The following is an 18,279-nucleotide window of genomic DNA, read 5'->3' as shown; positions in this document are numbered from 1 at the left end:
TCGATTGTCTCGTCATCAATCCGGTTTGCGGCTGGTCGCTGCGGCGGGGCCTGGCCTGTGGCCGCGCGCTTTGGCCGTATGCCGCGCGGGCTTCGTGAACGCTATGCGCAGATCGTCGAGCATGGTGGCGAAGTCGCGCGAGAGCGCGTCCCTTCGTCCGACCAGGACATAATCATGGTGGGGCTGCATCGATGTCGGATCGAGCCGCTTCACCAGTTCCCGCAACCGGCGCCGGATGCGATTGCGCTCGGGGGCGTTGCCGTTCTTCTTGGTGACCGTGAAGCCGATCCTGACAGGGCCGGAATCATCGCGGTGGCGGCTTTGCAGGACGAACGCGGGACTGTTGACCCGCGCGCCATTGGCAACGGCGAGGAAATCCGCCCGCTGCCTCAGCCGATCCATGATGAAATCCCAAAAGGGGGTCCGGCTCAGGCGCTCAGACGCTTGCGGCCGCGGGCGCGGCGGGCGGCGAGAACCTTGCGGCCGCCGGCAGTGGCGAGACGGGCGCGGAAGCCGTGACGGCGCTTGCGCACCAGTTTGCTGGGTTGATAAGTCCGCTTCACGGGTTTTTCTCCGCTGACCGGGCAATTTGCCTGTAGAATTGATGGTAAAGTCCGGAAGATGCGGCCCAAAACGGGCCCTTTTCGGCCCCAAGAGAGCCGCTCCCGGTGTCGCACCGGGTCATCGCGGACAATTCGCGCGGCTTATAAGGGAGTGCCTTGTTTTCGTCAACGCCGCACAAGCGCGCGATTTTGGTGAATATCGCTGTTTGCGCGAGGTTTTTAACACTTGAGGTGGCGACTCGCGCTATCAGCGCCTACATCCCACCTCGGCAGATTAGCGATCCGTAATTTGACCGGACATCGGTCGGGTCGCATCCTCCATCAGCCAAGGCCAACAGGGGCGAGTTTCGTGCCAGCCACAGATCGCCAGCCGATCCAGGATCTGGATCAGCCGGACCAGCCGGCGACGCGGCCCCGCGGCTCGCGTGGGCTCGGCCTGTCCGGCAAGCTGCTGCTGCTCACTATTCCCCTGGTCATGATCGCCGCGGTGCTGCTCTACGTGCCCGCCATCGCGAATTTCTGGGTCAACCGGCTGAATGATCGCGTCGCGGCGGCCAACACCGCGGCGCTGGTGCTGGATGCGGCGCCGCTCGGCATGGTTCCCGATTCGCTGTCGCGGCAGATCCTGAAGAGCATCAATGCCCGCGCCGTCGCCATCAAGATGGGCCAGCAGCGCCGGCTGCTTGCCAGCGACAACATTCCCGCCGCTATCGAGCACGACATCGACCTGCGCGACATGACGGCCTGGGAGGCGATCACCGGCTCGTTCCGGATGATGCTGGAGACCGGCAACCAGGCCATCCGCATCGTCGGCCCCGGGGTCGGCAATGCCCAGTTCATCGAGATCGTCACCGACGAGCTGCCGCTGCGGAAGCAGATGTACCGCTTCTCCCGCAACCTCGTCGTGGTCGCGCTGATCATTGCGGTGCTGACGGCGGGCCTCGTCTACCTCGCGCTCCATTATCTCTTCGTGCGGCCGATGCGGCGGCTGACCGCGAGCCTGGTCGGCTTCCACGAGAATCCCGAGAGCTCGGCCGGCATCATCGTGCCGAGCCAGCGCAGCGACGAGATCGGGGTGGCCGAGCGTGAATTGTCGGACATGCAGCGCGACCTGATGTCGATGCTGCATCAGAAGAGCCGCCTCGCCGCCCTCGGCCTCGCCGTCTCCAAGATCAATCACGATCTGCGCAATCTGCTCGCCTCGGCCCAGCTGCTGTCGGACCAGCTCGCCAGTGTGCCGGATCCGCGCGTGCAGCGCTTTGCTCCCAAGCTCGTGCGCTCGCTCGAGCGCGCCATCGCCTTCTGCCAGTCGACATTGTCCTACGGACGCGCCCAGGAGGCCGCGCCCGACCGCCGCATGATCCTGATCGAGCCTGTCGTGATGGAGGTGCGGGAGACCGCGGGGCTCGCCAACGAGGCCTCGATCGCCTGGGTCGCCGCGATCGAGCGCGGGCTCGCGGTCGATGCCGACCCCGACCAGCTGTTCCGCGTCTTGCTCAACCTCGTCCGCAACGCCGCGCAGGCGCTCGAAAGCCATGCGGCGGGCGAGGGGCGTCTGCAGCAGATCCGGATCACCGGAAAGCGAGAAGGCGCCGTCGCGATTCTCGAGGTCTCCGACACCGGCCCCGGCGTCCCCCCGAAGACCCGGGAGCGCCTGTTCGAGGCCTTCCAGACCTCGGGCCGCCCCGGCGGCAGCGGCCTTGGCCTTGCCATCGCCGCCGAGCTGGTCCGCGCCCATGGCGGCGAGATCCATCTGGTCGAAGGCACCATCGGCGCCACTTTCCGCATCGTCATCCCCGACCGCCCGGTGGAACTGCTCTCCATTCGCAACGAGCGGCAGAGGGCCTAAGTCGGCCTGTGGCCGAGGCTGACGTCATTCCGGGGCGGCGCGAAGCGCCGAACCCGGAATCCAGACGTTTTTGGCACGAGATTCCGGGTTCTCGCTTCGCGAGCCCCGGAATGACCGGCGAGAGACCGTCAGCGCCCTGCCAAAATCTCCCCGTCCCGGACCTTGCCAATCGGGGCAAGAGCGGTTAGTCAGAGCGCTCTTTCGCACCCCCTCCGGCTTCGCCGGGGGCTGCTTGCGGGCTTTGCCCGCGCTGCTTGCGAAACACGCGCCCGTAGCTCAGCTGGATAGAGCATCAGACTACGAATCTGAGGGTCGGACGTTCGAATCGTTCCGGGCGCGCCATTCTTCGCCGAAAGGTCAGGACAGGACAGCATCTGGTCGCCAGACCGGCCCGAGACCGGATGGCCATGCCGTGTGGGGAGCTGGATGAGGATATCGCAGGCGTTCAAGTTCGAGGCGGCGCATCGGCTGCCAAACGTGCCCGAGACTCACCGGTGCAGCCGGCTGCATGGTCATTCCTATCGGGTCGAGGTCCAGCTGGACGGACCTGTCGACCCGCACACCGGCTTCGTCGCCGATTTCTTCGACATCGAGAAAAGCTTCGCCGGCATCATGGCGGCACTGGACCACCAGTGCCTGAACGAGGTGGACGGCCTCGCCAACCCGACCGCCGAGAACATCGCGATCTGGATCTGGGAGCGGCTGAAGCCTGGCCTGCCGCAGCTGTGGGCGGTCCGCGTCTATGAAACGGCGGATTGCTGGGCCGAATACCAGGGGCGGTGACGCTGGTCCCTGGCGCTGACCCGGTGCCGGCCTTACCGTCATTAGGTCATGTCAGGGCTCCAAGCCGCTCCGGCCGGAGGGCCGAAGCTTGCTGACGAGGGCGAAGCATCTGACTTGATGCAATCCCCAGTATCCCCCAAGTACTGCATCAGATGTTCAGTCGCATTGACATAGCCCGCCTTGCATTTGGGACCGTTCGCGTCGCGCACCTGCGCATGCCGTCTGTAGCGGAGGGGGGCAACGCATCCGTCGCGTTGCCCGGGTCGATCGCAGTGGGGTTTAACGGTCAGAAGAACGCCATCGTAGAGTTGGCGAGTGGGCGCACCGTCGCTCGCGATGCGCCCGCGGGAACAATCGGTTTGACCGGCGGAGAGCCCGTCAAATGGGTGCGAACGACAACGCCCGCCGAAGTGATAGAGATTTCAGCGGACGCGACTCTCCGAAAGGAAATCGCGGAGGAAGTTGGTGCCGAAGCCCATGCCGATCTCGCCGATCTTCATGGCTGGGAGAACCTGCACGCTTGGGCGATCGCTGACCGCTTCCGCTCAGCCGCTCGCGGGAGGCGCCATTTGAATGATGTTGAGCGCGATTCATTGGTGCGGACGCTCTACGCAATTGTTCTGTGTGTAAAGTTCGGCGGGCGGCCGGCCGAGCGCTCAAAAGGGCGCTGGATGCGCGCCGCCTTGGCAGGGTGCTGGATTTCGTTGAGGCGCACGTTGGGGCAGAATTGACGCTTTCGCAGCTAGGGCACGTTGCAGCACTAAGCCCGTTTCACTTTGCGAGGGCTTTCAAAGCCGCCACCGGGTCGGCACCGCATCAATATGTGTCGAGCCGCCGGCTCGAGCATGCGCGTCAACGCCTTCAGAAAACGCGCGATAGCGTCGAAGTGATCGCCGCCGAACTCGGCTATTCGAACATCAATCATTTTCGTCGCCGGTTCCGCGCCCAGACAGGCCTCCTGCCGTCCGAAATCCGCCCGCGCTGAAGCACACAGCAAGAGCTGGTCAACGCCAAAACAGCAAGAATCAACCTGTCGGCCCGTTGGGCATGCAGATATCGGTCGCGGCTCAGGCATTCACCCGATCCTTTCCGGCCGAGGAGCATGAGCGAGAGATGACAGGAGACGCACCAGAACTGGATGACCACGGCATCGACCGCCGCATGGCGATCACCGGCGTTGGGGTCGCCGTCATCACGGCGATGTCCGCAAAGGCCGAAGCGCAATCGGTTCAGCGCACGGCAGAGCGCGACCTCAACGGCAAGGCCGCGATCGTGACCGGCGCGCGCAACAATCTAGGCCGGGGCTTCGCGGTGGCGCTGGCAGAGATGGGCGCCGATATCCTGGTCCATCACCACACCCCCAACACGCGCGACCAGGCCGATGAAACCGCGCGCCTGTGCCGCGCCCGTGGCGTCCGGGCGGAGATATTCGTCGGCGATCTCTCCGTCCCGGCCAACGTCCGCGCCATGTACGATGCGTGCTTCGACGCCTTCAGGCGTGTCGACGTGGTCGTCAACAATGCCGGGCGCATCCGTAAGCTGCCGATGTCGGAGATCACCGACGAGGAGTTCGAGGCTTGCCTGGGCATCAATACCCGGGCCATGTTCTACTCGATGCGGGAGGCGGCGCGCCGGATTTCGGACCAAGGGCGCATCATCAATATCGGCACTTCGCTGTTGAACGCGTCGACGCCGAATTATTCTGCGTATGCTGGTACCAAAGCGCCGATGGAGGCATTCTCGCGCATGCTGGCACGCGAGATCGGACCACGCCGTGTGACCGTGAACGTGGTCGCGCCGGGTGCGGTCAACACGCCATTCTTTCACAGCCAGGAAACGCCCACGTCCGTCAGTTATCTGCAGAGCGCCACGCCTGCGCGGCGTCTGGGCGAAGTGGCAGACATTGTGCCGACGGTGGCGTTCCTGGCGTCCCCGCGAGCGCATTGGATCACGGGCCAGACGATCTGGGTCAATGACGGCTACAGCACGCGCTAAAAGGGATGCCTCGGCGGCGAGCTAAACTAAGTCGTCGAGAACCCAGGCCGGTCAATCCTTGCGGAACGCCATTCGCAGGGGCGCTGCAAGCCTGTCTAGGTCGATCCCCGCAACGACCCGTCCATTGCTTTCGGCTCGGGAGATCCGGGCCGGAAGCCGTATGTGAGGCGATCCCGAAAGCGTGACGCCCTTTCGGACCGCGCTCAAGGCTATCCGGCCATATTGGAACCCTCAGGAACACTCAGGATCGTTCTCTGAACGGAGTGCTGCCTGCACGCCGCCGCCGGGGCATTGCTCACGCACATATGAGCCGTGTTGATCACCGCATGCGGGTTGGAAGGTTTAATCTCAAGCTGGCGTAGAATGTCCGCAACGCCAGTTTTGGCTTGGCCCCTGTTCAGGGAAACCGTTGATGGAACGCAAGCTCGCCGCGATCATGGCTGCCGACATCGTCAGCTACAGCCTGATGATGGCCGAAAACGAGGCCTCCACCTACAAAGAGCTGCGCACGGTCTTCGACAATCTGATCGAGCCCACAGTCGCGCAGCATGGTGGACGCATCTTCAAGAAGACCGGGGACGGTTTTCTGGCGATGTTTCCCAGCGTCAACGAAGCGGTTGATGCGGGCACTGCTATCCAGCAAGGGTTCGACAACGCCCCGTTTGAGCTGCGCATAGGCATCAACCTCGGTGATGTCATCGAGGATAATGGCGATATGTACGGCGACGGCGTTAATGTCGCCACACGACTTGAGACGATGGCCGATCCCGGCAGCATCTTTGTTAGCGGCGCTGTCGTCATGGCCGCAGACCGCAATCGCGGCGAGGTGTTCGCGCGCGTGGGCCGCAGGCGCGCCAAGAACATTCCCGAGCGTCTCAATGTCTACCGGGTCCGGCGCGCGCAATCCTCGTGGTCTCGCTGGCGAAAAATCTCGCGTGTTCTGCACGGTACCGCTGCGCGCTGGTCGTATGGCGTCGCCGCGATAGCCCTCGTCCTCATCGGCACCCAAATCCAACCGCTTTCCCTGGCGGCGATGGTCAGCCGGCTCCCGGCCGCGCTGTTGTTCGACCAGCCCCGCACCGACCCGCGGCCGTCGGTTGCGGTCATGCCCTTTGCGGCCATGGGCGGCGACCAGTCATACTTTGCAGACGGGCTGACCGAGGATGTGACCACGGCGCTTGCAAGGAATTCCGAGCTTCAGATCATCGCGCGCGACTCCACCTATGCCGTGCGCGGGCAGGAAAGCGACATGCGCAAGCTCGGGGCGAAGCTGGGCGTTTCCTACGTGGTGGAAGGCAGCGCACGCCGCGAGGGGGACCGGCTTCGCGTCTCGGCGCAGCTGATCGACGTGAAATCGGGCGCGCACCTTTGGTCGCGCAGCTTCGACAGGCAGGTTGCCGACGTCTTCACCGTACAAAGCGAGCTGACCACGGAAATCGTCGCCCAGCTCGCGCCGTATATCGGCCGAAGTGAAGCCATCGCTGCCGCGCAACGTCCGACCGACAACCTTCAGGCTTACGATCTCCTCCTGCGGGCTCGTCATCGCTACCGGCATGGCGTCCAGGATGCGGAAGCACTTACGGAGGCACGCGGCCTCTATCAGCGCGCGCTGGAAATGGACCCGGCCTATGCCGCCGCCCGTGCGGGCTTGGCCCTCACTTACATCGCGGATGTGGCCAGGAGGTCGAATGGTCGGGCGACAGCGCATGAGCTGGAACTAGGTCTCAGCGAAGCGCGCCAGGCTGTGCGCCTCGATCCCAATCTCGCGCTCGGCTATCAGGTGATCAGCTTCGGGCTGGCGGTGCAGGGCGATTATGCCGGCGGCTTGCAGGCCGCCAAGCGCGCCGTCGAACTGAATCCCAATGACCCCGACAGCATGATGGCATTGGCAAAGGCGCAAGTCCGTTTCGGCGACTACGCGGACGCCGTTGCCAATGCCGAGCGGGCACGTCGTCTTCATCCCATGGCGCCGGAATATTACGCCTATGTGCACGGCCAGGCGCTTTACGCCGCTGATCGTCGCGACGAGTCGGCGACCGTGATCTCCGAATGCCTCGTAAGGGCGCCGCGCGATGCCAACTGCCTGCTGATCCAGGCTGCACTGCAAGGGCGGCGCGGTGACATAGAAGCGGCGCAGCTGACGATGGCAAATCTGGTAGGGGCCCAACCGACATTTTCGTTGGCGGCAGAGCGCTCTTATCGCCGGTTCGGCAACAAGCCGCTCATGGAGCAGTTCCTCAATGACCTGACGGTGGCGAAGGCGCCGGGGGCTGCGTAACAGGATTTGCAGCTTCTCAGTTTCATCTCGTCGGGCGCGCCGTTTCGATAGTTTGCGAAATGCGCCCGTAGTTCAGAGCATCAGGGTACGAATCTGAGGATCACACGCTCGAATCGTTCCGGGCGCGCCAACGTTCGAACTGGCTCAGGATGTCGGGGTCGGTGATCTCATCGTCGGCTGCGAGCATCGCTGCCTTTGACAGGATGATCGACAACATGTTGTCGCCCTCGAATGGCAGGCGCACATCGTCCCCGCCGGCGGACGCCGGGACGATGCACAGATACTGGTCGTTCGGCTCCATCAGGATGTTGCCGGAGCCAAGATGGATCTTGTAGGCGCGCAGCTTGCCCTCGACGCGCATGAACTTGCCGTCGATGATGCGCGAGACCTTGCCGACCGCCAGGCTCGGCAGAAGGGCGGTCAAGAATGCAAGACGCGTCTCCGCCATCGTGCCGAGGTCGCCGAAAGCCTGTGTCCGCCAATAGTCGGCGCCGATCGTGCGACGCCATTGGTTGGGATGTTCAGCATCTCGGCCGCCATCGGCCCAGTTGGGATCGTTCGCCACCGAGGCCACGCCGACAAACAGGTCGCAATGGCGCATCACCTCCGACAGCACGAGCGGCGGGACGTCGGCGATATCGACGACTGCCCCCCGTTGCGGCCCGTGAGCGGAGGCGACCACGGCTTCGGCGGGATTGGCGATCCGGTAGAAGCGAAGCTGGTCGGTCGTCAGATAGAGATAGGCCTGCGAATCCGTGACCTCCGGATCATCGCCGCCGGCACCCTCGGTCCAGAACTCGGCGACGAGGCCCTGCCGCGGCAGCACGATGTGGGTCGGCTGGTCGTTGGGCGTGTCGGCCCAGATCCGATGCGTCACCATCCAGCCATTGAGGCGAGCCAGCGCCATGAGCTGATGCTGCTTGACGATATGCCCGGCAAAGCGGTTCGAATAGGCGCCGGTACGCCGTTCGGCGTCGGTGACGAGATAGACTTCCCGGTGTGCCTGCTTGAACGGCTGCACGATGCCGAGCGCGTTGACTCTTGCGCGCCACCCCATCACCTCATCGACCTCGCAACCGATCGGGTGCCAGAGCGTGATCTCCGCGTCATCGATCGAGACCGGCTTGCCGCTGTGGTCGCTCATGCCGTCACCCGACCAGAGGGCAGCGACGCGCTCGTCGCCATGATGCACGTTCCAGATCAGTCGGCGGCTCAGCGCGCCGACCAGCGGATGCTGCGCGTAGCGTTGCCGCCAGCTCTCCGCGGTCCAGCGCCGGTCATCGAGCCAGAGCCGTTGCAGGCGTTGCGGCTGGACGGACAGATCGGCCTCGATCTCCTTAGCGAGCGCCTTCGCCGACTTGATGGCGCCCCTGTTCTCCTTTAGCCCGGCCGGGACCGACTTGGAGATTTTCCCGTTCGCCGCGCGCCACGCCACGTCGACCGAGGCTGTGCCGGCGATCGACAGAAGCGCGGCGCCGTCGCCGACGGCGATCTCTGTGGTGCCGAGCGCGTCGAGATCATGCGTCGGGATCGATAGCTCGTCTAGTTCGCTCCGGGTGATGCCTGCCTTCGCCGCGGCTTCGTTCAGTGCGGCCTCGATGCGCTTTTTCACCTTGGGATATTTCACGCGCGCCAGCAGCCGGGCGAGATAGCGCACGCCCCCGCCATCGGGAAGATGAATGAGGGCCCACAGACAGGCGTTGCCGAGGCGCTCGTTGCGCATGCCCAATCCGGGAACGGTTTCGAAGCAGATCTTCTGAGCGTGGCGCGTCAGGATCGGTCCGACGGCATCGGGCGCCCAGTCGGCCGAGATGTAGATCACCGCGCGCGCAAGCGGATCGGTCGGGAAACCCTGCTCGGGGTTCAAGACGTCGAGGATCGTGGTCAGAAACACGATCCGCTGTTCGGCGTTCAGATTGGACACCGAGGGGCGGGCTGCCTTCCGCCACTTCTCCGAAGGCGTGCTCTTGCCCTCGAGTTGGTAGGCGCAAACATGTAGCGCCTTCCAAGCGGCGTGAAATTCTGCGGGGATCGTAGCGGCCTTCCGCATCCGATTCAGGAGCACGTCGGAGAACCATCGCCTTTCCCTATGCCAATGGCTGATCGCCCATTCTTCGTCGAATCTTTCCTGTGTCGTCTCTTCGGTGACCTTGTAGGGCGTGTCGGGTTGCGCCGGGCCCTTCAGATAGTCTTCGACAAAGGCGACGTCCTGCAGGGTGCATTTTCTGAGATCATTGAGGTCGCCATAATAGGCCGTGAGGGCTTTTTCGAACGCAAGGGCGTTGGACCACCCCTTCAATTCGGGACGCGGCGGTAATGGCTCTTCGGTCGCCTGCTTGCCGTCGGTGGTATGAAGCGCGGCCTTGAGGCGGGGAATGGCCTGGGCGCGAAACGACCTTTGCTTGGTCGTAGCCGCGGTCGGATATTTCTCCTCGAGCCACGCAAGGCATGCACTGGCAGCCGCTCTGGTTTGCGGCGCCGCTCCGGCTTTCATCGTCGCGATTACAGCGTTGATGACGCGAACGTCCTGCAGGATTTCCAATCCGCGCATGGCGGTGAGCAAGGTGACCGCGGCCGCCTCACTGGTAACGAGCTTGGTCTTGAGCAGCTGGCGGTACAGATTCGAGAACGGACCGGACCCGTGATAGGTAATGTGTCCAATGCCTGCGTAGTCGGAATACTCCGAATAAGGCGGGAAATTGGCAACCTTTCCCGCTTCCAGCGCCTCCTTGCGGCGGTTTGCCTCGGCCATCATGCCAAGAGCCTCTCCCTTCGCCGACGGGGAAAAGGCCAGGATCTGCGCTGCCAGAGAATTCTGCATCTGCTGGACTTTGGCGTCCGGAGATCTCTGACAAAGTGCCTCGATCAAGTCTTTGACCGGTGGACTTATCCCGTTGCAAACATGAACGATGGCCAGACGCGCCGTTTCTCTGGCTCGCTCTCTGCGCTGAAACAGGATGCCGTCAGAAAATGTACTGCCAAGCCGATGATACAATGGCTCGACGACGCGGATCGCGTCTGCGTAACGATGGGGGGCCCAAGCAAAGCCATCGATCAAGTCGGCAACATCGGCGATGACTTGGCGTTGCGCGTCGCTCATGGACACGGGTGTGCAGCCGGCGAGGATCTCGGCTATGTACAGCAGATGCATTCTGCCGGCCTTGTCCTCCGGCGTTGACGCGCTGATGTGTGCGGTGCGCGCCAGATCGGTGGCAGTCCGATCATCCAGTTGGGCCTTCGTGTCCACGATTGAATGTACGGCATAATCGAGCAGGCGAGCCCACAACCGAGCTTTGTCCATTCGAAGCGTCTCGGGCCACGTCAGGTTGGGATTGCTGACGATCGCCGAGGTCTGCGCCGCGCGCCCGAGCAATCGCAGCTTGTCGGTATCGGGCAATTCGCGGGCGATACGCGATACGCGAAGGTAGTCGACCTGAAAGGGCAACTGCTCGCCGTCGAGGCACTCGCTCAGGAAGCTGTCGAGCGCCGTCACGCCCGACCGGCGCAGGTCGGCGAGCAGCGCGTTCATGTCGATGCGTGCGGGAGGCGTATCCGGCGACCAATCCTCGAGAGTCCGCACCTTCGGCTTCAACAGGTCGAGCGGCGCCATGAACGATCATCCTTCAAAGGTATCGTAGGGTTGTCACGCGCCCAGCATGGATCGCATGTGCGCACCGTCGCGGCTACCAAGTCAAACCTGTAAGCGCGCGGTATTCGTCGTGTGAAATGCGGTTCGTTGCGATCAAATGGCGGACACGGCGGGCATATTCCTCGGACATCATGCGCTTAGTATCCTTTGGGAGTTGCTCGGCCCAAGCCTCCTCGCCCTCGTAGATCAGCATCGGGATTTCGGCATACCGGCCGCCGGTCGGCTCGTATGAGTCGGCGGCGCGCGCCTCGAGCGCCGTCAAGCTGTTCCAATTCGCGATCCTCTCGTCGACTCGGCTATTGAAGTCGGCCCGCGCCTTCAATTGAAGTTCTTCCGCCGTGTGGGTCCGCCAACCCAATTCGCTCATGATGTCGTGAATTTCACGCGTGTAACGGTGGATGTCGGCGGCCGGAATTCCAACGGTGGTCGCGCCGAATTTGTAGTCCGTATATATTTCACCGCGATCACGGAGGCCGGCGATCATCGCCGCGAGGCTGCTGCTCAACGCTGGTAGCTCGTCGCGATCGCCGACATTGAACCATTCGAGCTGGCTCAGCAGCAGGTAGGCGACGCGCGCGCAATCCGGGTTGGCGACCGCGGCACGGAACCGCGGCGACGTCGCCAGGAGCTTTTCCTGCTGCGTCGCTTCCGGGTCTGCATCGGGATCGTATTTCGGCTTCGCTCGGGGATCGTCGATGAGCACGACATCGTCAGCCGTGATTTCGAAGCGGCCCCAAATCCAGCCGTCTCCGGAATCGTCGGGACGTCTCGGCTGTGCAGCCTCGATGCGCTTGCCCGTGGCGATGAGAACATTCCGCGCCAGGCAGAAATCGCAAGCCCCGCGCGTTCCGTGAAGCGACCAGAGGATCGTCGCGCGGCCATGACGTGTCCGGCAAAAATTGACGCTGTTGGGGATGCCAGCGAGAACGGGCCGTCCAGTCCGCGAATCGAAGGCTACAATGGGTTCGCGTTTTCCGCGATACCACCACAAGCTCAGGCGCATTCTGAGATGCGAGATCCTGTTCGAAACAGAACGTCGCATGGAGAACCATGCGCTCCGCACGCCTGCAACGAAGCCCCGCGCTGGCGGGAAATGGACGAAGCGATCGTAAGGATATTCCGGCATCCGAATCAGCCGCCGACCAGCGGCACAAGGCGAAGGAAGGTCACGGTGCTGTCGTGCCGGACCGACAAGACCTCGTCGAGATCGACGATCTGGCGGCCGTCGAAGATCATGAAGAAGCCGTTACGCGCAAACGCCTTGAGGGCGACCGCGATCAAGGGCTCGCTCTCGATCAGGTCGAGATAGGAGCCTGGACCGTAGACCTCGCGAGGCCCGTTCAGGGCTCGCTCGACCGGACCCGGCGTGACCAACCATCCGTCGGCAGCATCACGCTCCGCGGCGGCTTTCCCGTCAAGGCGGGCGCGTTCGAGCGCATTGTGCATGGCCACGTCCGCCTCGATGCGGCAGCGGATCACGTCGCGAGCGGTCATTCGTTCGGTCGGCAATTCGAGCCGGTGGCGCAGTTCGCGCGTGGCGCCCGGCTTCCGCTCGTCATAAACCTCCAACACGGCATTCATGCATCACACTCCCTGCGAGCCTACCCCGGAGAATGCTACCGCGAGATTACGATTCCGAAAATGCGATTCACTGCAATTGCGGCACCGTCGTAAATAGTTGGAGGTCGACTTTCCGCCGGTGTGCCAACTTTCGGCCCGCGGCGGATGGATTGAGATTGAAATTTCAATGGGATACATGCTCGCAATTGGTCCTGAATGGCGCGCCATTTCGATAGGAATTGATCCGATGCCTCCCATCGCCCGTCTGCTCTCCGGCCTCCTTCTATTCCTTGCCATCGCAGCCGCCCCGGTCCTTCCCGCCCGCGCGGCCGAAACCTGCCCGTTCATCAGCGCCCAGGAGCTCGCCCGCGCGATGCCGGCGCTGAAATGGTCGCTGATTTCGAACCAGGACGGCCGCGGCTGCATCTACCAGGCTGGGCGCGGCGACACGATGATGCTGAGCGTATTCCGCAATCCCGACAAGGACCGCGCCAGGGAATTGTACGCGACCTTCGTCAAGACGCTCGGTGAGCGCATGAAGCTGAGCGCGGTGTCAGGAATCGGCGACGAGGGCCAGGGTGGAACGAGCGCCGCGGGCGCCGAGCGCCAGGAGGCCTCGGTCGTCGCCCTGTCCGGCGACTACATTCTGCAGATCAGCGTTTATCCGATCGGCCGGCGTGCCGACGATGCGCTGCTCGCGCCGATCGCCGAAGCCGCGCGCGTTGCCGTCGGCAATGTGAGCAGGAGCAGCGAGCGGTTCGGCAATTGCGAGTGGTTCACGGCCGCCGATGCCGACGGCTTTCTCGACAACGGCACGCTGACGGTGCAGCGAACCGGCGCGGGCAGCTGCATGATGTTCGATCGCGAGGCCAACACCATGACGGTCGCGGTGATCGCGACCTCCCGCGATACCGCCCTCGGCATGATGAAGCGCGCAGGGCCCTGCATGCACGTGGCGATCCCCGAGCTCGGCCGCGAAGCCTTCGGCGAGCATTCCTGCACCAAGGGCAACGCCAACGCCGTCACCATCTATGTCTGGAAGAACGGCCGGCAGGCCTCGATCCTGTTCGCGCCGGTCAAGCCGCATCCGGAGTCCGGCTCGGTCGAGCGCCTGAAGGCGGTGGCGGCGCGGGTGTATGGAAAACTGTGACGGCGCCGGCCTGGAGCCCGCAACATTGGGACCGTCGGCAAGCTCGCCTATCGCTCGAACAATTGTGTCGCGATAGATCCGAGATTGTCGCGCGCCGAAATTCTCTGTGGTCCATCTGAGGATGTTGGCGAAGTCGACCTCTGCGGCTGCACCGAGACGAACGCGCCATCTCCGGCCGGCCATGACGGCTCTATTCGGCCGTTCGGGAGATGATCTTCTCCGAGAGATCGTTCAAATAGGTTTGCAGGTCTTTGATCGTTGCAAATTCCTTGAAGTCTCCCCGATCCAAGGCACCGACACCAGCGCGCGCTGCTGCCCGCAGGGCTTTCAGCTTGCCTGCGTCCTCCGCCTCGCGTTGCTCCACCAGCCGCAACCCGTCACGCAGAACCTCGCTGGCATTCTGGTAGCGGCCAGACTTGACGAGGGTCTCAAGCAGTTCTTCCTGACGCTCCGTCAGCACGACGTTCCGGGTGGGCATTGCCATTTACCTGTTGCTCAAAGCCAAGCTACCTATGGCATATTGTGCCATAGGCGTGTGATCGCCTCAACCCAGCACTTCCTTGCATTTCGCCGCAAACGCTTTGAGATACCCGCCGAGCTCGCTCGCCAGCGCATCGGAGCGCTCTACGTTCTGCAGGCTCATGTTGAGCGCGTAGACCGGAAGGCCCTCCAGCACGATCGGCGTTGCGACGGCGAGAACGGCGGGCTGCCACGACACCGCGCAATAGCCGTCGCGCTCGACGGCGCTGATCGATTGCCTGACCTCCGCCAGCAGCGCCCTCGTCGCAGCTGCGCTACGCCGCTTGAATTGCTTCAGCAATCGCTCGCGCTCGGTCTCTGTAGTGCCGGCGAGATAGGCGCGACCCAGCGACGTCAGCTCCATCGGGACCTGCTGGCCGGCGACCACGTTGCGCAGCGCCGCGCGCGGGCTGTAGCGGATCGATTCCAGGTAAACCATCATGGTCCTATCGGCAGTCGCGAGTCCGACGTTCAGCCGGCGCCTGGCCGATTCCGCCCGCATCATCGGGCCGATTGCGTTGAGCACGGGCGATCCGGTCCGCATGGCGTGACCGATGCTGATGACGGATGCGGCAAGGCGGTAGGCCCGCTCGCTGCGGACTTCGTCGAGCATCCCGGAATTGACCAGCGTCCGTGTCAGCCGGCTGACCGTCGATCGCGGCAAGCCTGTTCGCTCCGCGATCTCGCCATTGCCCAGCGTGTCGACGCCGGGACGGAATGCCCGGAGGATCTCGACGCCCCGCTCGAGCGAGCGGTTGCCGTCGATTCCGCCCGCATATCTGCGCGCCTGTGCCATCTCTGCTCTCTCCGACATTTCCACTGAGTGGAATTAAGAGGATGTGCGGGTTGCTGCAAGCCGCTATAGGCAGCGGAAAGAACAATGCCGGGCTGCGCAGGGCTCGACGAGGAAACCGCCGCTGCGGAGCTCGTGCCGATCATTCGTCGCGCAGATCGATCCGACTCCAGGGAGCTTGCCATGTCCTATCAGCTCATCGAATTTTCGCTCGAGGCCGGGATTGCGACGATCGCCTTCAACCGGCCGGACCGGCGCAATGCCATGAGCGACGAGATGCGCGCCGAGTTCTCAGGCGCGCTCGAAACCGTGTCCCGCGACAAGGCGATCAAGGCGCTGGTGCTGACCGGGCGCGGCAACGCGTTCTGCGCCGGCGGCGACATCAGCGGCATGAAACGCCGGCTCGAGGCGCCGCAGGGCGAAGTCGCATTCAACGGATGGAGCCGTCAGCAGGGCGTGCATCACGTGCAATCGCTGCTGCTCGGCCTGCCGAAGCCGACGATTGCCGCCGTCAACGGCGCCGCGGCGGGCCTCGGCGCCGACATCGCGCTCGCCTGCGACTTCGTCATGGGCACGGAACGATCGAAATTCACCTGGTCCTACATCAAGCGCGGCTTGATCCCCGACGGTGGCGGCCTGTATTTCCTGCCGCGTAGGGTCGGGCTTGCCAGGGCCAAGGAGCTGATCTTCACCGGCCGCGTCGTCGAGGCCGACGAAGCGCTCGCGCTCGGCATCGTCGATCGCAAGGTGGCGGCGGCCGAGCTGCTGTCAGCCGCACAGGCCTGGGCGGCTGAACTGGCGCAGGGGTCTGCCACCGCGCTCGCGCTCGGCAAGAAGATCCTGAACGAGACGTTCGAGCATTCCGCGCACGATATCTTCAATCTCGGCAGCCAGGCGCAGGCCATCTGCTACACCAGCGCGGAGCATCGCGAGGCCGTGGCGGCCTTCCTCGCGCAATCCCCGGCGAAGGGTTGAGCGATGAATGCGATCGAACGCCTGATCCGGCCGCGCAGCATCGCCGTGATCGGTGCATCCGCGGATCCGAGCAAGACCTCGGGGCGGCCGGTCTCCTATCTCCGGAAGCACGGCTTCGCGGGTGCGATCTATCCCGTCAATCCCAAGGTCAAGGAAATCGGCGGTCTCGCCTGCTACCCCGACATCGCCTCGCTGCCTGATGTGCCCGACGTCGGCCTTGTCCTGCTCGGCGCCGAACGGGCCCACGTCGCGGTGCGCGAATTGTCCGCGCGCGGTGCCGCCGCGGCCATCGTTCTCGCCAGCGGCTTCACCGAAACCGGCGCCGAAGGCGCCGCGCGCCAGCAGCAGCTGATGCAGGCCGCCGGAGCCATGCGCCTGCTCGGGCCGAACACGATCGGCCTCGTCAATCTCACCGACAGCATCGTGCTGTCGGCGTCCGGCGCGCTGGCCATGGACCATTTCCCGGCAGGTCCGGTCGGGTTGGTCTCGCAGAGCGGAGGCATTCTCGGCGCCATCCTGTCGCGCGCCGCGGCGCGCGGGGTCGGATTGTCGAAGCTGGTGTCGACCAGCAACGAAGCCGATCTCGATCTCGCCGACTTCATCGACTTTCTCGCCGACGACAATGCGACCAAAGTCATCGCGCTCTACATCGAGGCGATCCGCAATCCGGCGCGCTTCCGCGAAGCGGTGCTCAAGGCGCGCGGTGCCGGCAAGCCAATCGTCGCCTTCAAGATCGGGCGATCGGAAGCGGGCGCAAAGGCGGCTATCTCGCACACGGGCGCGCTCGCAGGCTCCGACCGCATGTACGACGCCTTGTTCAGGCAGCTCGGGGTGATCCGCGCGAAAACCTTCGAAGACCTGCTCGACATTCCGGCAGTGCTTTCGACGGGGCGGAAGCTCTGCGGCCGGCGCGTGGCGATCCTCACCTCGACCGGCGGCGCCGGCACCATCGTCTCCGACAGTCTGGGCGTCGCGGGCTTCGCAACGCCCGCTCCCGACGCGGATACGGCCGCGCAACTGCGCGCCCTGCAGTCGGGATCGCACGCCATGCTCGATCGCAACCCGATCGATGTGACCCTCGCCGGCCTGCAGCCGGATGTGCTGCGCGCCGCAATCCGCATCCTGCTCGCAAGCCCGTCCTACGATGCGCTGGTCGTCATCGCCGGCTCGTCAGCCGTGGGATCGCCGGCGCTGATGGCCGACGCCATCCACGATGGCCTGCCGCTCAGCGACAAGCCCGTCATTGCCTATGTGAGCCCCCACGCGCCCGACGCGGTCTCCGTCCTCACGCAGCGAGGCGTCCCCGCCTACACCTCCGCCGAAAGCTGCGCCGCTGCGCTGGACGGATTGTTGCAGGCCGGAATGCCGGAGCAGGTCGCGACGTCCGGCTCGGCTGCGACGGGCGTCGACATCACCGATCTCCCCGCGGGATCGCTGGACGAAGCACAGGCCAAAACCTTGTTCGCCCGCTTCGGTATTCCGACCGTGGCAGAGCAGGTGGTCGCGACGGCTGAAGAAGCGGAACGGGCCGCGCAAGCCTTCGGCGGCAAAGTCGTGCTCAAGATTCTCTCACGCGAGATCGCACACAAGAGCGACGTCGGTGGCGTCGCGGTCAACCTGACAGCCGAAACCATCGGCGCGCGACTCACGGCGATGGCCGACGAGGTCGAGGCAAGGACCGGGAAACGACCCGAGCAATTCGTGGTTCAGGAGATGATTTCGGGCGGCGTCGAAATCATTCTCGGGATGCACCGCGATTCCCTCGGCGTCGCCATCCTCCTCGGCATGGGCGGCGTCGCCGCCGAGCTGTTCAAGGACACGACGATGCGCCTGCTGCCGCCGGAAGGCGGCCTCGGCCTCGTAGAGGCACGCGCGATGGCGCGCGACCTCGTCACATGGCCGTTGCTGGATGGCTTCCGCGGCCGGCCGAAATGCGATGTCGAAGCCCTTACAGCAGCGATCGTCGCTTTCTCGCAGATGGTCGCGCAGCTCGGCGACCGGCTCGTCGAGGCCGAGATCAATCCGGTCTTCGTGCTGCCGGCCGGCCAGGGCGTGAAGGCGGCCGACGGGCTGGCTGTTCTCAACGCAAGCAAGTGAAGCCGCACCGCCAGGAACTTGCAGAAAGGCGCGTGGCTGCGTTCGTCGAACACGACAAACCTCGTTGA

Annotated in this window: 16 protein-coding genes and 1 tRNA gene; 10 read left to right on the top strand and 7 right to left on the bottom strand. The window is 64.2% G+C overall.

Annotated features, from left to right (window positions below; translation table 11 throughout):
* Window positions 1-15: 15 nt before the first annotated feature.
* Entirely contained in the window at window positions 16-402 is a 387-nt protein-coding gene (gene rnpA, locus AC24YW_RS12455; protein ID WP_487483003.1) for a ribonuclease P protein component, read from the bottom strand.
* A gap of 26 nt (window positions 403-428) precedes the next feature.
* Window positions 429-563 carry a 50S ribosomal protein L34 gene (gene rpmH, locus AC24YW_RS12450; protein ID WP_008542748.1) on the bottom strand — a complete coding sequence of 45 codons (135 nt, stop codon included), beginning with the start codon at window positions 561-563 and terminating at the stop codon, window positions 429-431.
* A gap of 349 nt (window positions 564-912) precedes the next feature.
* Between rpmH and AC24YW_RS12445 the strand changes: the two genes are divergently transcribed.
* From AC24YW_RS12445 to AC24YW_RS12415, 7 genes are all read left to right on the top strand, one after another.
* Entirely contained in the window at window positions 913-2,412 is a 1,500-nt protein-coding gene (locus tag AC24YW_RS12445) for an ATP-binding protein (RefSeq protein WP_487483002.1), read from the top strand.
* Window positions 2,413-2,677: 265 nt separating this feature from the next.
* Window positions 2,678-2,754 (top strand) — tRNA-Arg (locus AC24YW_RS12440).
* Between the two features lie 84 nt (window positions 2,755-2,838).
* The gene (gene queD, locus AC24YW_RS12435) at window positions 2,839-3,195 is read left to right on the top strand and encodes a 6-carboxytetrahydropterin synthase QueD (RefSeq protein WP_487483001.1); all 357 of its coding nucleotides are present in this window, start codon (window positions 2,839-2,841) and stop codon (window positions 3,193-3,195) included.
* 152 nt (window positions 3,196-3,347) lie between these two features.
* Window positions 3,348-3,926 carry a hypothetical protein gene (locus tag AC24YW_RS12430; RefSeq protein ID WP_487483000.1) on the top strand — a complete coding sequence of 193 codons (579 nt, stop codon included), beginning with the start codon at window positions 3,348-3,350 and terminating at the stop codon, window positions 3,924-3,926.
* Window positions 3,923-4,180 (top strand): helix-turn-helix domain-containing protein, encoded by a 258-nt coding sequence (locus AC24YW_RS12425; protein ID WP_487482999.1) that lies wholly within the window; start codon window positions 3,923-3,925, stop codon window positions 4,178-4,180. Before AC24YW_RS12430 ends, AC24YW_RS12425 begins: the two co-directional genes overlap by 4 nt.
* A gap of 128 nt (window positions 4,181-4,308) precedes the next feature.
* Window positions 4,309-5,190, top strand: a complete 882-nt coding sequence (locus AC24YW_RS12420; RefSeq protein WP_487482998.1) for an SDR family oxidoreductase — start codon at window positions 4,309-4,311, stop codon at window positions 5,188-5,190.
* 412 nt (window positions 5,191-5,602) lie between these two features.
* Window positions 5,603-7,468, top strand: a complete 1,866-nt coding sequence (locus AC24YW_RS12415; protein WP_487482997.1) for an adenylate/guanylate cyclase domain-containing protein — start codon at window positions 5,603-5,605, stop codon at window positions 7,466-7,468.
* A gap of 100 nt (window positions 7,469-7,568) precedes the next feature.
* Here the strand turns inward: AC24YW_RS12415 and AC24YW_RS12410 are convergent, their stop codons facing one another.
* The 3 genes from AC24YW_RS12410 to AC24YW_RS12400 form a co-directional block, all read right to left on the bottom strand.
* Window positions 7,569-11,078, bottom strand: a complete 3,510-nt coding sequence (locus tag AC24YW_RS12410) for a DUF4132 domain-containing protein (protein WP_487482996.1) — start codon at window positions 11,076-11,078, stop codon at window positions 7,569-7,571.
* 73 nt (window positions 11,079-11,151) lie between these two features.
* A complete protein-coding gene (locus tag AC24YW_RS12405) occupies window positions 11,152-12,243 on the bottom strand; it encodes a hypothetical protein (protein WP_487482995.1) in 1,092 nt (363 codons plus the stop codon).
* 5 nt (window positions 12,244-12,248) lie between these two features.
* Entirely contained in the window at window positions 12,249-12,698 is a 450-nt protein-coding gene (locus tag AC24YW_RS12400) for a hypothetical protein (protein WP_487482994.1), read from the bottom strand.
* Between the two features lie 226 nt (window positions 12,699-12,924).
* On the opposite strand from AC24YW_RS12400, the gene AC24YW_RS12395 reads away from it, so the two are divergent.
* On the top strand, window positions 12,925-13,827 hold the full coding sequence (locus tag AC24YW_RS12395) for a hypothetical protein (protein WP_487482993.1): 903 nt from the start codon (window positions 12,925-12,927) through the stop codon (window positions 13,825-13,827).
* 190 nt (window positions 13,828-14,017) lie between these two features.
* Here AC24YW_RS12395 and AC24YW_RS12390 read toward each other — a convergent pair whose 3' ends face one another.
* Together AC24YW_RS12390 and AC24YW_RS12385 are read right to left on the bottom strand one after the other, a co-directional pair.
* Window positions 14,018-14,305 (bottom strand): type II toxin-antitoxin system ParD family antitoxin, encoded by a 288-nt coding sequence (locus tag AC24YW_RS12390; RefSeq protein ID WP_487483301.1) that lies wholly within the window; start codon window positions 14,303-14,305, stop codon window positions 14,018-14,020.
* Between the two features lie 66 nt (window positions 14,306-14,371).
* Window positions 14,372-15,142: an IclR family transcriptional regulator gene (locus AC24YW_RS12385; protein ID WP_487482992.1), complete on the bottom strand. Its 771-nt coding sequence runs from the start codon at window positions 15,140-15,142 to the stop codon at window positions 14,372-14,374.
* A 180-nt stretch (window positions 15,143-15,322) separates the two neighbouring features.
* On the opposite strand from AC24YW_RS12385, the gene AC24YW_RS12380 reads away from it, so the two are divergent.
* Both AC24YW_RS12380 and AC24YW_RS12375 read left to right on the top strand, forming a co-directional pair.
* Window positions 15,323-16,114, top strand: coding sequence for an enoyl-CoA hydratase/isomerase family protein (locus AC24YW_RS12380; RefSeq protein WP_487482991.1), 792 nt, complete (start codon window positions 15,323-15,325; stop codon window positions 16,112-16,114).
* 3 nt (window positions 16,115-16,117) lie between these two features.
* Window positions 16,118-18,211, top strand: coding sequence for an acetate--CoA ligase family protein (locus AC24YW_RS12375; RefSeq protein WP_487482990.1), 2,094 nt, complete (start codon window positions 16,118-16,120; stop codon window positions 18,209-18,211).
* Window positions 18,212-18,279 lie beyond the last annotated feature (68 nt).

The sequence above is a fragment of the Bradyrhizobium sp. USDA3516 genome (genome assembly GCF_057651995.1).
The sequence above is the reverse complement of the archived record's forward strand: the minus strand, read 5'-3'. Positions and strand labels throughout refer to the sequence as shown.

Coding starts and splice junctions, on each gene's coding strand:
- rnpA (WP_487483003.1), bottom strand. CDS start 402: ATGGATCGGCTGAGGCAGCGGGCGGATTTCCTCGCCGTTGCCAATGGC.
- queD (WP_487483001.1), top strand. CDS start 2,839: ATGAGGATATCGCAGGCGTTCAAGTTCGAGGCGGCGCATCGGCTGCCA.
- AC24YW_RS12430 (WP_487483000.1), top strand. CDS start 3,348: ATGTTCAGTCGCATTGACATAGCCCGCCTTGCATTTGGGACCGTTCGC.
- AC24YW_RS12420 (WP_487482998.1), top strand. CDS start 4,309: ATGACAGGAGACGCACCAGAACTGGATGACCACGGCATCGACCGCCGC.
- AC24YW_RS12415 (WP_487482997.1), top strand. CDS start 5,603: ATGGAACGCAAGCTCGCCGCGATCATGGCTGCCGACATCGTCAGCTAC.
- AC24YW_RS12410 (WP_487482996.1), bottom strand. CDS start 11,078: ATGGCGCCGCTCGACCTGTTGAAGCCGAAGGTGCGGACTCTCGAGGAT.
- AC24YW_RS12405 (WP_487482995.1), bottom strand. CDS start 12,243: ATGCCGGAATATCCTTACGATCGCTTCGTCCATTTCCCGCCAGCGCGG.
- AC24YW_RS12400 (WP_487482994.1), bottom strand. CDS start 12,698: ATGAATGCCGTGTTGGAGGTTTATGACGAGCGGAAGCCGGGCGCCACG.
- AC24YW_RS12395 (WP_487482993.1), top strand. CDS start 12,925: ATGCCTCCCATCGCCCGTCTGCTCTCCGGCCTCCTTCTATTCCTTGCC.
- AC24YW_RS12390 (WP_487483301.1), bottom strand. CDS start 14,305: ATGCCCACCCGGAACGTCGTGCTGACGGAGCGTCAGGAAGAACTGCTT.
- AC24YW_RS12385 (WP_487482992.1), bottom strand. CDS start 15,142: ATGGCACAGGCGCGCAGATATGCGGGCGGAATCGACGGCAACCGCTCG.
- AC24YW_RS12380 (WP_487482991.1), top strand. CDS start 15,323: ATGTCCTATCAGCTCATCGAATTTTCGCTCGAGGCCGGGATTGCGACG.
- AC24YW_RS12375 (WP_487482990.1), top strand. CDS start 16,118: ATGAATGCGATCGAACGCCTGATCCGGCCGCGCAGCATCGCCGTGATC.